The organism is Acinetobacter sp. 797_lipA, assembly GCF_058243025.1.
The window spans coordinates 3,245,863-3,262,070 of sequence record NZ_JBZAYQ010000001.1; the positions used below are offsets into that span (position 1 = coordinate 3,245,863).

Sequence of the window (16,208 nt, forward strand, 5' to 3'; positions counted from 1 at the left end):
TTGTTATCGGTTATTTTCAAATCTATCATCTAGATTTTATGTTGAAGTGTATTGAAGACTGAGAGTCTCAGCACATCTGACTCTCAATCTTCAGCGCGGACTAAATTACAGTCCAATTTCTTCCAATGTTTTGCCTTTGGTCTCTTCACCCAAAATCAAAATTACCGCTGCAACCGCAAGCAACACTGCGGTAAACATCATGAAAATCGCACTAAATCCATTACTCTGTACCATCATATGTGTCACCACCATCGGTGCGACAATGCCGCCCATACGACCAATGGCTGATGCCCAACCCGAACCAAAAGCCCGGATATTGGTTGGATATTGCTCTGGGGTATAGGTATACAAGACGCCCCATGCACCGAGGTTAAAGAATGACATCAAACAACCCCAGAACATGATCATGCTCACAGTGTCAGCTTGACCAAAGAAATACGCGGAAACTGCACACATGCCAATAAAACCAGCCAAGGTTGCTTTACGTCCCAGCTTTTCGACCAGCCATGCTGCGGCCACATAGCCTGGCAGCTGTGCCAAAATCATCACCAAGACATATTCAAAAGACTGAACAATGCTATACCCCTGCTTCACCAGCAAACTCGGTAACCATGTAAAAATGCCATAATACGAGTAGACAATACCAAACCAAATCAACCATAACATCAAGGTTCTACGCGCAAATGCCCCCGACCAGAGCTGGGTAAAAGACACGGTCTTTTTCTCTGCCACCGGTTTAACAACGATATGCTCGATCACGTCCACACCGCATTGACGTTCAATCTGCTGCACCAAAGCATGCGCTTCCACAATACGACCTCGGTTAATGAGATAAGGAATTGACTCAGGCACTTTGAACCAAATCACAATGGCGTACAGTGCAGGAATTCCACCGATTAAGAAGGCCATATGCCAGTCAAATTTTGGAATCACAAAATACGCCACCAATGCAGCGCAAAGCCAACCTAAGCCCCAAAAACTTTCTAGCAGCACGATAAAACGCCCACGCACCTGCGCAGGAATGTATTCACTGACCAAGGTCACCGCTACTGGCAACTGTCCACCTAAGCCTAAACCCACAATAAAACGAAACACCAACAACCATGTTAAGTTGGGAGCAAAGGCACAGGCTGCCGTCGCTAAACTATAAATCACTAGGGTCGCGGCAAAAACTGTTTTACGCCCAATACGATCGGCCAGACCACCTGAACACACTGCACCAATCGCCATTCCGACAAAGCCAATGGAAACCACCCAACCTTTCTCGGTTGGGCTCATGTGCCAGTCTTCAGCCATTTTTGCCAAAATAAAAGAAATCAGCCCCGTGTCCATGGCATCGAACATCCAGCCCAAGCCAATCACCCACAACAAGGTGTAGTGAAATTTACCGATCGGTAAGCGTTGTATGCGAGAAACTAAATCCATAGCTCGGCCTCTAAAGCGGGAAAAGATAGCAGGCTGCTTTCTCAACAGGCTTTATCATTATGTGCTTTTTTTATACAAATAAGGCAGTCAAATCACTGCTATTTTAGCTCGCATCTTTCGAGGAAGCAGATTGCTCATCATCGTCTTGATAAATGAATTTTGGCATTTCTAAGCCGAAGTAAATCGCGATTAAACGTAAACTAAAACCAAAGATCAAAGTCGAAATCACGGTCAGCTCAAGTGATAAACCGAGCTGAATGCAGCCCCAATAGAAAATCACCGCGACAAAAGAAATACTGGCATACAGCTCACGGCGAAACACCAAAGGGACGTCATTACACAAAATATCACGCAAGATACCGCCTGAGACCCCTGTCAGAACTCCAGCAACCGCAGACACCACAAAACCATGTCCCATTTCTAAGGCAATTTGACAGCCGATGATGGTAAAACCGATCAGGCCCAGAGCATCGAGCACCAAGAAAATGTTGCGTAAATGACGCATCCATTTGGCAATCAAAATCGTCATAAAAGCGGCAAAACACGTCAGCATCAGATATTCAGGATGTTTGACCCAAGTCAGCGGATAATGTCCCAATAACACATCACGAACAGAACCGCCGCCCAGTGCTGTGACACAGGCAATAATCACCACACCAAACCAATCCATACTACGCCGACCCGCCGACAGTGCACCTGTCATTGCCTCTGCTGTGATCGCTATAATATAAATAATAGTGAGTAACATCGCCTGGATTCCATATAGGCTAATTGATGCGCGCTATTCTAAGCCAAATTTGCTTAAAATTATAAAAATTGTGCACAACATTGTTTAAATTTTTTCCCTGAACCGCAGACACACGCTTGTTTCATGGTGATTTGCATTTCAGTGGTTGGGTCTAAAAAATACCACGCCTCGGCATGTTTCACAAAATGTGAAATTTCATGATGTATCTGTGGCGATGTGCCATCATGATAATAGGCCTTGAACTCTACCATGGCATGGTTTTTATCGAGTTTTTCCTTGGCCTGTACGATGTCTAACTTTAACCATTGGTTGCTTCGACTCCACTCAGAAATTGCTGCAACATCTAGAGCCTGTTGCTGCCCCAACGCTGTGGTTTGTACAATGTAATCAATTTGCTGTTTGGCAAAAGCACTATAACGTGAGCACATAAGTTGAGTAGCGCTCTGCGCACGGCTTTGTCCCAAGTGCAAAGGCTGACAGCACTTTTCATATTCACCCTGCCCACACGGACACTCAACATTACTCATGATTTTTCCATAAAAAAATAGCTCGACATTGCGAGCTATTTTAACCAGTTCACCCCAGTTTGAGGACGGATTTTAAGATGATTCCTTATGCAGATCCGACTTTGGAATCACATGCACTTTTTCAATTTTGTGCCCATCCATTGTCACCACTTCAAAAATACAACCATCTGCTTCAAGGCTAGAGCCATTTTCGGGTAAACGGCCTAAATGAAAGAGGATATAGCCTGACAAGGTTGAGTACTGATCGGACTCGTCGACCAAATCACGATCCAACAATAACGACACATGGCGAATATCGGTTGAGCCATCGAGCATCAGGCTACCATCTTCTAAACTTTCAGCCACATTATCTTCAGCATCTTCATCGGGGAACTCCCCTGCAATCGCCTCTAATACATCAATCGGCGTGGCAATCCCTTCAATCGAGCCGTATTCGTTCAAGACCAAAGCCATTTGCAACGGTGCTTGACGCAATTGCTCCATCACCATCAGGACTTGCGCATTTTCATGCACAATCACAGGTTCACGTAAATGTTTATCAAAATCGAGTACACCCGTTTCAATATATTCATTCAAAACTTTATGGGTCAGCACCACACCTGCGATGTTGTCTAACTCGCCCCGTGCCACAATTAAACGTGAATGCGTAATACTGAGTAGTTGTGACTTGATTGAGGCTTCTTCATCCTCTAAATCAATCCACTCCAACTCTGGACGTGGTGTCATCACGGACTTCACAGGACGCTCGGACAAACCCAGCACCCCTTGCACCAAGACACTATGATAAACCCCATTTTCAGGATCAAACACTTCATCCGCATAGGCGCGAGTTGCCAGTACATCTTCAGGCTCAGAGGCATGATCACTACTTTTACCGCCCAACATTCGCAGCACCGCAGATGCAGTTTTATAGCGAAGATCTGTGGTGGTGACCATTTTTTCTTGATTACGGCGCATGGTTTGGTTGATGAATTCAACAATCACCGAGAAACCAATCGCGGCATATAAGTAACCTTTTGGAATATGGAAACCAAAGCCTTCTACAATCAATGAGAAACCAATCATCATCAAGAAGCCGAGACACAAAATCACCACGGTCGGATGTTTGTTGACAAATTCCATCAAGGCCTTGGATGCCCACAACATAATGCCCACGGCGATAATCACCGCAATCATCATCACAGACAGATGCTTAACCATACCGACTGCGGTAATCACCGAGTCTAAGGAAAACACAGCATCCAAAACTACAATCTGAACGATCACCATCCAAAACACAGCATTGGCTGGACTTTCTTCTTTCTGAACCACTTTGGCGTCAATACGTTCATGCAGTTCCATGGTGCCTTTAAACAGTAAGAACACCCCACCAAACAGAAGAATCAAATCCCGTCCTGAGAAAGGATGATCGAAGATATGGAACAGCGGCTCGGTCAGTGTCACCACCCAAGCAATTGAGGCCAACAGCACCAAACGCATTAAGAGTGCAAGGATCAAACCAACTACTCGAGCCGTATTACGTTGTTCTGGTGGAAGTTTCTCCGCCAAAATCGCAATAAAAACCAAGTTATCAATCCCCAGCACGATTTCCAGCACCACTAGAGTGAGTAACCCCACCCATGCAGAAGGATCAGACATCCATTCAAATATCATGTGATCTGCTCCTGTCGAGGGGAAATATATGGTGCATAACACAACTTAAGCGGATGAAAAGGAAGATTCAGCACCAATGGCTGTAATTTTTTTTCGGAAAACTGAAGATGTCTTGAGCGACAACTACCACTACCCATGTTCGTTCTTGTGTTGTAAAACAGGAAATAAGTATAGGCAAGATCTACATGAAATTCATCTTTTTTTCAAAAGCGCACTGTTTTAAAAGATTTAACAAATTATTACCCGATTGTTAGATTAAATACAGCTTGCCGTCACATTTCTTGCTTAAACTAAGAGAGAAAAAGTAGATAAAGCAAAAGGTAAAAACATACGCCATGAATAGTGAATTAAAAATATCCTCTCTCAACACTGAAGTAAATGTTCAAACCACTCAGCCCTTGATCGCACTGTACTGCGGTTCTCGTTCAGGCAATAAACCGATTTATCAAGAAAAAGCGATTGCACTGGCACAAGGTTTAGCCAAACAGGGTTTCGGGCTGGTTTATGGCGGTGCCAGTATTGGTCTCATGGGACAAGTGGCCGATGCCATGATTGCACACGGCGGTGAGGCAGTCGGTGTAATTCCTGAATTTATGCTGGATTATGAAATTGCGCATCACCAACTGACCGAATTACATGTTGTGCAAACCATGCATGAGCGCAAAGCCTTAATGGCAGAACGCGCAAGCGCCTTTGTCGCACTGCCGGGTGGGTTAGGTACTTTTGAAGAGATTTTAGAAGTAGCAACATGGGGACAACTGAACCAACATCAAAAGCCGATGATGATCTATAACGTCAATGGTTTCTACGACGCACTCATTACACAATTGGATCATGCAGTCCAAGAAGGTTTCCTCCCGCCACAACACCGCGCAAAACTGATTGTATGTAACCACGCTGAACAGATTTATTCAGCGATTGCCAACCTCGGCAGTCCAGCGCGTTTTGCCATTTAAATCCTATTCTTAATGCCATAAAAAAGCGAGCCTAGCGCTCGCTTTTTTAACATGTGCGGTTATTGCCCATAATGGGTGACAAAGTTGTAGAACCACGGCAGTGTGGTCGCCAAAATCACCGACATGGCTAAACCAAACATCAATTTCATTGCATCTTTACTGACGTTACGCGAAGTGCGATGTTTATTGACTTCATTGAAAATCATCGACATCGCAAACTCACGACCTGCAAGCAAACCTAAAAATACCCATGTGGTACTCATTGGAATATTGCTCCATTCTTTAAAGATCAACAAAATAATGGCATACATAAAGTCAATAATAGTCGCTGCGCGAATATCGGTAACACCTGTTTTGGTGTCAACAATCTTCTGAATCGCACCACCGCGTTGGTACAAAATCACCGCCAACAACACCACAAAGACCGTGATGGCAAACAGTAAAAATGAGAACGGGACTTGGCGTGGCACATAGACAAAAATGTTGGCCAAATCTTGAATCAGCCACTGGCTCCACAAAAAAGCTGTAGAAACCCACTGTAACCCGATCCAAATATGCGACGGTTCTTGATTACGGGTTTTCGCAAAATACTTCGCCACTTGGCGCATCACAAAACGATAGACAATAATCGCAACCACAAAGGCCACCGCATAGCCCATCATCGATTTCACCATCATCGAGCCTAAACTTGCAGGCGAGAAAATGGTTAAAACCAAGAAAGTGGTACTGACGGGAATTCCGTATTTGGTTAAAAATAACAGTAAAATCGGTGGCACAATATAAAGCCACGTGACTCCACCCTCAGGAAAAGGGATCGTTTCTAAACGGCCATATGATGCATCACCCACACCGGATGCATACCAACCATAAATCAACACCACAACCAAAATGCTGCTGATAAAGAGCCAAAGCACCCACCATGGACGGTGTGCATTGGATGAAATAAACGTACCTAATGTCTGTGGCACATCATTTCCGACGATAGAATAAGCGGCTAAACAGAAGCCTATCACCATCAAAATTTCGATTGTCATAAAACCAACCTTTTGAATAATTTATTCCAAGACAGTGCCCTTGGACGTTTGCCAAAGATTATGACGGTTTTATTTCATTTTCATGACATCCTTGTCATATATTTTTTGTAGCGCCATAAAAAAGAACACCGTAGTGCTCTTTTTTCAAAGTCAAAACTTAGTTTTTTTAATTGAGTTTGACTTCATAAACCGCTGTACTACCACTGACTTCATTTCCCACCACCAACAGCGGGCGACCATTGGGTGAATTCTTCGCCGCGATGAAAATCAAACCTTCTGGACCTAAGTCACCTTGCTTCGTGACTTCTGTTTCATTGGTATTGCGATGGTTCAGATACTGAACAAATTTAGCCTGATTCGGGTTGCTAATGTCATACACCATGATGCCACTGGCACGCTCAAGTCCAATAAAAGCAAAGGTCTTTGCACCAATTTTACCCAATGTCATGCCTTCAGGTTCAGGGCCTTTATTATCACTACGGTCATCAAATTTAAATGCTTCATGATTGCTATTAAATTGATGTGGAAATAACTCCGCAATTTTTCGCTCAAACTCACTCCCCGAGTCCCATACAATCTGCTTGGTTTCAGGGTCGACAATACTCACCGAACGACCACCATAGGTGTATAATTTGTCATAAGTCAGACGACCATTTTCATCTAGCTTCGGTAGACCTGTTAGTGGATCTTTTTGATAACCTTGCGTCCAACTAATGGTCAAACGTCCAATTTGTGAATCTTTAATTAAATTATCCGCGCAGCCTTTTGTTGCGTCAGCCGTTTGACAAGGCTTAAACACCTCAGGGTTTAATTTTGCCCCTTTTACGCCCGGTGCAAGCTGACGTAAATGTGCGGCATAATCACCTTTGGCATCAAAACCTGCTTTTTTAAATAAATGTTTGATGCGTATCTCTTCTGCATAACCAGCATTTAAGTCCCCGCCTTCAAAGTATTTGGCTTCATCCGTTAGCCATTCACGGGCATCCCCCTCATTGGCCGTGACCAAATAGGTTTTGCCGTTGGCTTGATATTGTGCAATAGCATCGGGCATATACATGCCATATAGCCCTGGCCAAGAACTAATATTAATCATGCCTGCATCTTTTGCACATTCTGTAATACTACGTCCCAAAGAGTCTTGGCCAATAGCACAGTCACGGTCACTTCCATCCAAGGCATTTTCAGGCAAACTATGGTCCTTGTAGCCCATCGGGAAAAGATCAACAAATTGATTTTTTTCTAGGTCTAAAACCCCAATGGCATTGTTTTCCTGCAAACTGACCCATGCTTTCTTGCCATCAGGACTGACTGCGATGTACTCAGGCTCTAGGTCTTGTGCAACTGTGGTCGTTTGAATACCTGCTGTCGCTACATTTGGGTATTGACTGATGTCTGGGCCAAAAATACGAATGCCTACATCTAATAAGTCTTGTTTACGGTCATTCCATGCGTGGAAGCCCGCAATGGTTGCTGTTGGTTTTTGAATATCTGAAATATCAATAATGCTGACCGAACCTTCGGGATCGACTTGATACCCTTCATTCGGTTCCGCTTCATTCGCTACCAGTACTTTTCGACCATCAGGCGTGAAGGTCAACATATCTGGCAAAGCCCCCACGTTGACTTGGCTGATAAAAGAGAGATCCTGTACTTTAAAGAAAGCCACAATACCGGTTTGGGTTTTATCCTCAGCCTGAACCGCAAGCGCGACGATGCCATTATGAACCGCGACACTATTCACTTCGGAATTGGCTAAATAAGTTTTGGCATCCAAAGATTGGATATATGTGGGCTGCGCTGGTTGGGAGAAATCTAAAACATCGACCATGCCCTTTTGTGCATTCACCACGAACAGACGCTTACTCGCAGCATCATAGGCAGGGATTTCAGCTGCACTCTGTCCAAATATCCCCGACTCATAACTTGCAAGATGAACCAGTTCAATACTATTCGGCGTGGCTTCCTCTACCACAGGCGGTGATGTGATGGTTTGCGCATCATCACTGTCATTACACCCCGCTAAGCCCAACCCCATGCATGCTAAAAAGACAGCACTATATGTTTTATTCATCATGATCTAAATATCGGTTTAAATTTAACCAATGTATGACGTACGCGTTGCAAACACATGACGTAGAGATGTCAATTTGATGGCATGTGATAAATGCACATTCGCAACAACAGTCCAACTTAAATTAAGCTAAACTGTTTAAAAATTTCACTTTGTTGTATCTATGAACCAAACGCCGACCCATCAAGCACTCGCTCCTGAGTACCGTCTTTTGGTACTTCTGGTTTCGATTGGCTTTTTTATGCAAGGCTTAGATACCACCATTGTGAATACCGCTCTACCGGCTATGGCAGCCAGTTTGAATGAAGACCCGCTGCAAATGCATAGCGTGGTGGTGGCCTATGTGCTTGCCGTTGCTGCCTGTATCCCCTTGAGTGGTTGGCTCGCCGACCGTTTTGGGGTGCGCAATACCTATTTCAGTGCCATTATCATTTTTACTCTTGCCTCACTGGGCTGTGGCTTTTCTGAAAGCTTAAATGAGTTATTGTTCTATCGCGTATTGCAAGGCATAGGTGGTGCATTATTGCTCCCTGTTGGCCGTTTAGCTATGCTCAAGGTCATTCCGCGGACGCAGTTCTTATCGGCCATGAGTTTGATGAGTCTCGCGGGACTGATTGGCCCACTGATCGGTCCAACACTCGGGGGCTGGTTGGTCGAAGTCAGTACATGGCATTGGATTTTCCTGATTAACCTCCCCATGGGGCTGTTAGGGGTCCTGATTAGCTTTAAAGCCATGCCGAATGTCACCGAACAAAACGTGCCGCGTTTTGACTTTTGGGGTTTTATCCTGCTGGTGATCACCATGGCAGGACTATCTCTAGGGATTGAAAATTTTGCCAGCCCACACCTGACTTTATGGTGGAGTATTGGGCTGATTGTACTGAGCTTAGTAGCTGCGCTTTGGTATGCCTATCATGCACATACGCATCAAAATGCGCTATTTCGCAGTAAACTATTTCGTAACCGCATTTATGCCGTGGGTATTTTAGGTAACTTCTTTGCTCGCCTCGGTGGCAATGCTATGCCCTTTTTGATGCCACTCATGTTGCAAGTGGCTTTCGGTTTTGAACCTTTTGTGACAGGGCTTTTGATGATTCCGACCGTACTGGGTTCACTGGCATCTAAACCCATCATTCGTCACTTGATTCAGCGCTTCGGGTATCGCCATGTGCTTTTGGTTAACACCTTGTTGGTCGGTGCATGTATCGCCAGTTTTGCCCTCAATACCGCAGACACCCCAACTTGGCTGCGCGCGCTGCATTTCTTTGTTTTTGGTATGCTGAACTCCCTGCAATTTGTGTCTATGAATACCCTCACGCTGAAAGATTTACCGCAACAAGATGCCAGCAGTGGCAATAGTTTCTTGTCGATGATCATGATGGTGTCGATGAGTATTGGCGTGGCTCTGGCAGGTACTTTAGTCAATGTCTTTACGGCATATTTGGGCACAGATCATATCGTCATGGCATTCCATAATACCTTAATTGTTTTGGGCTGTATTAACCTGATTACCGCAGCCATTTTCTGGCACATCCCTAAAGATATCGTGGATGAATAACAGATACAAAGTGCTGCCATTCACTGACCATAATCATCATGGTCAGTTCCGCAAATTCGAGCTATGATGATGAGCTAAAAACCAATACCTGCAAAAGCATGTCCGCAAGAAAGAACGTTTCCACGCCGTCAAAAACCTCATACCCCTATTACATACTTGCCTGTGTAGTGATGCTATGTATCGGACTGGGGATCACCTATTTTTTCTTGCAGAACAATATCGCATCTGCCCAAGAGTATCCGATAAAAGGCTTTGATGTATCTCATCATCAGGGCGACATCCAATGGCAATCCATTTCTCCCCAAGAGTTTAAATTCGTTTATTTAAAAGCCACCGAAGGAGGAGATTTCAAAGACCGTAAATTTCAGGACAATTGGCTCAAAGCTCGTGAACAAGGCTTTTTGGTCGGGGCTTATCATTTTTATCGCTTATGCCGTGATGGCCAGATTCAGGCCCAGAACTTTATCGAAACTGTACCGAAGAAAACCGATAGTTTACCGCCTGTGATTGATTTGGAATATGACAGCACCTGTATCAACACCTACACCAGAGAACAGCTACTCAAAGAAATTCAGGTCATGCACGACCAACTGTATCAACACTATGGTTTGCAACCCATTTTTTATACCTCTAAAGCATTTTATAATATTGTTTTGGTCAATGAATTTAAAAAAACTCCCCTTTGGATTCGTGAATATCAGGGCAAGCCTGAGCTCAAAGGCAATCCGAAATGGACCTTTTGGCAACACACCAGCCAAGGTCAAATTAAAGGCATACCAACTTTGGTGGATCTCAATGTATTTCAGGGTTCAGAACAAGATTGGATCAGCTTTTTAGAGCGCCAAGGACTTTATCAACTGCCACAAAACTTACCAATCAAGTAAGCAGTTCCAAGCTCAGCATTGAAGTTCAAATACAAAAATACCAAGTCAAACTATGTCGCTTATGCCACATACAGGACTACGCAATCGATCTGAATAGTGCAATACTGGTTTAGGTTTCAATATTAAAATTCAGCATGCGAAAAATCATTCACATCGACATGGATGCCTTCTATGCCTCGGTGGAGTTACTTGATCGTCCCGACTTAAAGCATTTACCTGTGGTGATTTCTTCACACCATCCTCGTGCCGTCATTGCTGCCGCATCCTACCCTGCACGTAACTACGGACTCCGCTCGGCCATGTCGATGACTCAAGCCAAAAAACGCTGTCCTCAAGTGGTAGTGATTGAACCTAATTTCTCTAAATATCGTGCGGTCTCAGAGCAAATTCATACAATTTTTCAGCGTTATACCACACTCATTGAACCGCTTTCCTTAGATGAAGCTTATTTAGATGTGACGGAAAATTTACAACAACTGGCCAGCGCCACAGAAGTTGCTGAACGCATCCGTGCTGATATTTTTCAGAGTACAGGACTGACCGCCTCTGCGGGTGTTGCACCGAATAAGTTTCTAGCCAAAGTTGCTTCGGACTGGAATAAACCCAATGGTATCTGCGTGATTAAACCCTCACAAGTTCAGCAGTTTATTCAGCACTTGCCGCTTAAAAAAATCCCCGGAGTGGGTAAAGTCATGCAAGAAAAATTACATGCGCTCAAACTTGAAACTTTAGGTGATTTACAGCATGTGGATGAAAATATCCTGATTCATCATTTTGGCAAATATGGCAAACAGCTCTATCTATATGCACAAGGGATTGATGAGCGTCCTGTACAAGCGGAACGAGAACGTCAGCAAATTTCAAAAGAAACCACTTTTGATGATGACTTAACCATTGAACAATGTCTCCCATTTTGGCCCAAGTTGATTGCGCAAGTCTGGCAAAGCTTAGAGAAAAAGCAACTGTATGCCCGCGGTGTCACCGTCAAAATGAAACTGAAAAACTTTCAAACCCTACAGCACAGTAAAAGCTTCAAAACGCCATTAAAGCATCAAACTGAACTGCAAATGACCTTAGATATCTTACTCAAAGAAATGCAAATCACACCGGATCAACAATTTCGTCTGATCGGTGTTGGGGTCTATGCACTTTCGACTCAAGAGCCTCCACCCCAGCTCTCTTTATGGTCGAACTGAATGCTCAATCAGTCACTTTTTAATCAAAAGAACAAAAATAATGCAATTTAGCATTCACAAACTGTGTTTTTAGAGTAATCTAATGACGCGCTGCATTTATCCATGTAACCGCTGAGATGCTAAAACTTACCTTTACTTTTAGCATACGTCCTGTGATTGGTGTGACGATCAAATCCGAAGATTACAGGACATCTCTGATATTTATCATGGGTAAAATACCTGCCTCAAAACACATTCAATACTTCTCACATCATTACAAAGTTCATTTCAATTTCACTTAAAATTCATTCGTCTAAAAAAAAGAAATTCAGTACACTCAAAATGATTTAACAATATTCAAAGACCAATGAATAATAAAAAACAGATTCTCTGTGTTGAAGATGATGCCGCAATTCTCATGCCCTTACGCTATGCACTCGAACGTGAAGAATGGCAAGTGACTTGGGCAAATACTGGCTCTCAAGCCATTGCCTTTGTTCAACAGCAAACTTTTGATTTTATTATCTTAGATGTAGGTTTACCCGATATAAACGGTTTTGATGTCTGTAAAAAAATTCGTCAGTTTAACCATACCCCACTACTATTTTTAACTGCACGAGATGATGAAATTGACCGAATCGTAGGACTGGAAATTGGTGCAGATGATTACTGTACCAAGCCTTTTAGCTCGCGTGAAATCGTGTCTCGTATTAAAGCCATTTGGCGCAGAATGGACATACAAAGCCAATTACAACCTGCTCAAAGCACGATTGAGACACAAACAATAATTGCGAAAACATGGCAATGTATTGATGAATCACTGCAAATTCATTATCAAGGCAGTGCCTTACAACTCACTCGTTATGAATACCGCTTATTAAAATTGTTAATCGATCATCCTGAACAAGTTTTTAGCCGTCAACAATTGATGGATCATATTTGGGAGCATCCTGAACACAGCTTAGAACGTACTGTCGATACCCATATCAAAAGTTTAAGACAAAAGCTCAAACACATTTCAGCTGAACATGACCCAATCACAACACATCGTGGTTTTGGTTATAGTCTAAAACGGATGTGATAGCACCATGTCGATTTTTATCCGTATTTGGTTTTTCTTTGGCTTAATTATCTTGCTTGGGTTGTGGTTTATGTCCTACACCTTTAACCAACAAGTGAAGCCCAATGTTCGCCAAGTGGTTGAAGACACACTCGCTGAAAATGCCAATATTATCGCCATGTTAGTGGCAGAAGATGTCTATGAAAATAAAGTCGGTACCGCACAATTTGATGAAAAAATTCAAAAGGCACTGAATCGTAAACTCAATGCCAATATTTGGCAGCACAATAAAAAAGAAATTAACCAACAAATCTATATTACAGATGCAAAAGGCACCGTGATCTATGATTCACAAGGTATCGCCACTGGACAGGATTATTCACGTTGGAATGATGTTTATCTAACACTGCAAGGTAAATACGGCGTACGTTCAACCCGCAGTTATGAGGGGGATCCGAATAGCAGTACCATGTTTATCGCTGCGCCCATTTATTATCAAACTGCTCAAAATCAGCAACAAAAATTGATTGGTGTGGTGAGTATTGGTAAACCGAATAGCTCTGTACAACCTTATATTCAACGTGCAGAAGATCAATTACTGCGCCAAGCTGCATGGATTACCCTACTCAGTCTTTTCCTTGCCAGTTTGGTCGCTTATTGGCTTAAACACAGTATTGACCGTGTTCGAAAATACGCTCAAGCGCTTGCTCCAGTGAATCAAACGCCTTATTTCCGTTCAGCCAAAGAACTGAATCAAGTGGCTCAAGCTGTTGAAAATATGCGTGAAAAACTCGAAGATCGTGCCTATGTAGAACATTATGTCAATACTTTAACCCATGAATTAAAAAGCCCACTCACGGCGATTCAAGCCAGTGCAGAGTTACTCAAAGAAGATTTGCCTTTAAATGATCAACAACAATTTGCACAGCACATTCATGCACAGAGCCAACGTTTAAAACTTTTGATTGATCGCATGTTATTGCTTACACGTTTAGAAAAATCCAAACATCAAATCGAACTTCAAAATTTTAACTTATCTAAGCTGATACAACAGGTTTTAGATCAACAAGCAAGCCAATTACAAAGTAAAAAAATTCAATGTTTATTGGATATCGAAGCGAACTGTATGATTCATGCAGATCGTTTTTGGTTACAACAAACCATTGCCAATATTTTGGATAATGCTCTAGATTTCTCGGCAGAATCTTCGAAAATCCTGATTCAATTGCATCGTCAAGCTCACCAAAGCATTCAATTACAGATTTTTAATGAAGGTGAATGGATACCTGAATACGCCCTCTCACAAGTCTTTGATACTTATTTTTCATTACCCCGTCCTATTACCCAACAACGCAGTTCAGGTATTGGTTTAAGCATTGTCAAACAAGTGATTGAACAACATCATGGGCAAATTCAAATTCAAAATATTCAGGAAAATAACATTGCTATTATTCAACCGCATCAGCAAGGCGTATTGGTCAGTATTGTTTTACCTTAACGAAGTTCTATAAATTTCTTAATAAAATGCTACTAGGAACGACTCAAATAAATTCGTAAAGCTTCACCTAAACTTCACATAAAGATCAAGGCCAATTCAAACAAAAACCATCTCACTTTCACATACTCAATCCTGAAAAAAACAAATCATCAGGAATCATTATGCGCTCTCATTTCCTTAGCCTTAAAATCATTGCGATTGTTATACTGGTCGCTATTTTCTGGATCGGCTTATTTTTCATTACCAGCCTTGTGTCAGAACGCCAAGACTACCAACAAGCATTCCTCAAAGAAATCTCACAAAATCATATTAGCCCACAAACCATTATTTCGCCCTACATACAAGTTCCGTATCAAGAGCAGAAAACCTGTTTGGATGAACAGAAGAAATCCTATGCATGTACAGAAGAAAACTGGATGTATATCGGTGCTGACAGTACTCAATGGACATCAAACTTTAATGTTTCAGATGATACTTACAAACGCACGATTTATCGCGCAATTAGTTATCAAGCCAATTTAACAGCGAAAGGAATCTTCCAAAAACCTCTATTAGAAAATAAAACCTATCTTTGGGATCGTGCTGAAATTATTTTCCCTGTACATGACCCACGTGGTTTAGATCAGCAACCTACACTTAAAATACTCAATAAAAACTATGCTTTTGAAGTGAGCTCGCAAGGCAGTGATGGCTCAGGTTTTGATTTTATGAATATTTCAGCAAAGAAATATCCTGAATTGATCAATGCGATTCAAAATGGCTTTCACTTTGATTTAACGGCAAATTTGACAGGTTTAAATAGGTTTACGCTTATTCCAACCAGTCGTAGTGTGAGCTATCAAGCTAAAGGCAATTGGGCAGATATCAAATACGATGGTCAAAACCTCCCTTATGCAAAAACCAGCACTCAACAACAATTCAATGCGCAATGGAAAAATATAGCTTTAGGTCATCAAAACCTAAATAAATTCATGTATTGTGAAAGCAATGAATGTACTCGCCAATTCGCTCAAGGCAACTACGTTCAAACTGCAAATTCTACTGAGTATGAAATAGCTGGGCATGAAAAAATTGGCTTATCGACTGAGTTTTTAGAGTCGGTGAATGTTTATACTCAAACTGATCGTGCGATTAAATACGGTATTGTGATTATCATCATCACCTTTGGTTGCTTCTTCTTATTCGAAGTGCTTAAAGGCTTGAGAATCCACCCTATTCAATACTCATTGGTGGCAATGGCGCAAGGCATCTTCTTTGTTCTACTTCTTTCGATCAGTGAATATTATGCTTTTGCATGGGCATATATCGTAGCAGCATTGGCCTGTATCGGCTTAATGACATGGTACCTATACTTTGTGATGAAAGGATTTAAAGCTGCTGCTTTGTTTAGCATCATCTTAATGACCTTATACAGCATCATGTATATGTTACTGCAATCTTCAGGTAAGACCTTCTTAATAGGCTCAGTGATCTCGTTCATTATCCTCGCAGTCGTCATGTTTATTACGCGTCATATTGATTGGTACAGCATTGGGAATAAACCTACACCAACACTTAAACCTTATACCCCTTCTAATTCAGAATAGTTCTAATTTTAACTAGATAAGTGGTTTAAAACT

The 16,208-nt window shown here is 42.4% G+C and carries 13 protein-coding genes; 7 read left to right on the forward strand and 6 right to left on the reverse strand.

The features are described from left to right. Positions 1-105: 105 nt before the first annotated feature. From niaP to AC4CU2_RS16055, 4 genes are all read right to left on the reverse strand, one after another. Positions 106-1,425: a niacin transporter NiaP gene (gene niaP / locus AC4CU2_RS16040; RefSeq protein ID WP_004692883.1), complete on the reverse strand. Its 1,320-nt coding sequence runs from the start codon at positions 1,423-1,425 to the stop codon at positions 106-108. A 103-nt stretch (positions 1,426-1,528) separates the two neighbouring features. After that, positions 1,529-2,173: a trimeric intracellular cation channel family protein gene (locus AC4CU2_RS16045; RefSeq protein WP_004692884.1), complete on the reverse strand. Its 645-nt coding sequence runs from the start codon at positions 2,171-2,173 to the stop codon at positions 1,529-1,531. A 59-nt stretch (positions 2,174-2,232) separates the two neighbouring features. Then, positions 2,233-2,700: a YchJ family protein gene (locus tag AC4CU2_RS16050; RefSeq protein WP_287166738.1), complete on the reverse strand. Its 468-nt coding sequence runs from the start codon at positions 2,698-2,700 to the stop codon at positions 2,233-2,235. 72 nt (positions 2,701-2,772) lie between these two features. Next, positions 2,773-4,353, reverse strand: a complete 1,581-nt coding sequence (locus tag AC4CU2_RS16055) for a TerC family protein (RefSeq protein ID WP_004978531.1) — start codon at positions 4,351-4,353, stop codon at positions 2,773-2,775. Positions 4,354-4,688: 335 nt separating this feature from the next. Here AC4CU2_RS16055 and AC4CU2_RS16060 point away from each other — a divergent pair, with 335 nt between their 5' ends. Next, the gene (locus tag AC4CU2_RS16060) at positions 4,689-5,309 is read left to right on the forward strand and encodes an LOG family protein (protein WP_490769099.1); all 621 of its coding nucleotides are present in this window, start codon (positions 4,689-4,691) and stop codon (positions 5,307-5,309) included. Positions 5,310-5,368: 59 nt separating this feature from the next. Here the strand turns inward: AC4CU2_RS16060 and AC4CU2_RS16065 are convergent, their stop codons facing one another. Further along, positions 5,369-6,343 (reverse strand): hypothetical protein, encoded by a 975-nt coding sequence (locus tag AC4CU2_RS16065; RefSeq protein WP_490769101.1) that lies wholly within the window; start codon positions 6,341-6,343, stop codon positions 5,369-5,371. Between the two features lie 166 nt (positions 6,344-6,509). Beyond that, the gene (locus AC4CU2_RS16070; RefSeq protein WP_490769249.1) at positions 6,510-8,414 is read right to left on the reverse strand and encodes a choice-of-anchor I family protein; all 1,905 of its coding nucleotides are present in this window, start codon (positions 8,412-8,414) and stop codon (positions 6,510-6,512) included. A 163-nt stretch (positions 8,415-8,577) separates the two neighbouring features. On the opposite strand from AC4CU2_RS16070, the gene mdtD reads away from it, so the two are divergent. From mdtD to creD, 6 genes are all read left to right on the forward strand, one after another. Next, entirely contained in the window at positions 8,578-9,972 is a 1,395-nt protein-coding gene (mdtD, locus tag AC4CU2_RS16075) for a multidrug transporter subunit MdtD (protein WP_490769102.1), read from the forward strand. A 170-nt stretch (positions 9,973-10,142) separates the two neighbouring features. Then, positions 10,143-10,856 (forward strand): glycoside hydrolase family 25 protein, encoded by a 714-nt coding sequence (locus tag AC4CU2_RS16080; protein ID WP_279740526.1) that lies wholly within the window; start codon positions 10,143-10,145, stop codon positions 10,854-10,856. A gap of 134 nt (positions 10,857-10,990) precedes the next feature. Next, a complete protein-coding gene (gene dinB / locus AC4CU2_RS16085) occupies positions 10,991-12,052 on the forward strand; it encodes a DNA polymerase IV (RefSeq protein WP_490769103.1) in 1,062 nt (353 codons plus the stop codon). Positions 12,053-12,398: 346 nt separating this feature from the next. After that, positions 12,399-13,112 carry a two-component system response regulator CreB gene (gene creB, locus AC4CU2_RS16090; protein ID WP_078425955.1) on the forward strand — a complete coding sequence of 238 codons (714 nt, stop codon included), beginning with the start codon at positions 12,399-12,401 and terminating at the stop codon, positions 13,110-13,112. 7 nt (positions 13,113-13,119) lie between these two features. Beyond that, the gene (gene creC / locus AC4CU2_RS16095; RefSeq protein ID WP_114836648.1) at positions 13,120-14,589 is read left to right on the forward strand and encodes a two-component system sensor histidine kinase CreC; all 1,470 of its coding nucleotides are present in this window, start codon (positions 13,120-13,122) and stop codon (positions 14,587-14,589) included. 161 nt (positions 14,590-14,750) lie between these two features. Then, on the forward strand, positions 14,751-16,175 hold the full coding sequence (gene creD / locus AC4CU2_RS16100; RefSeq protein ID WP_419282474.1) for a cell envelope integrity protein CreD: 1,425 nt from the start codon (positions 14,751-14,753) through the stop codon (positions 16,173-16,175). Positions 16,176-16,208 lie beyond the last annotated feature (33 nt).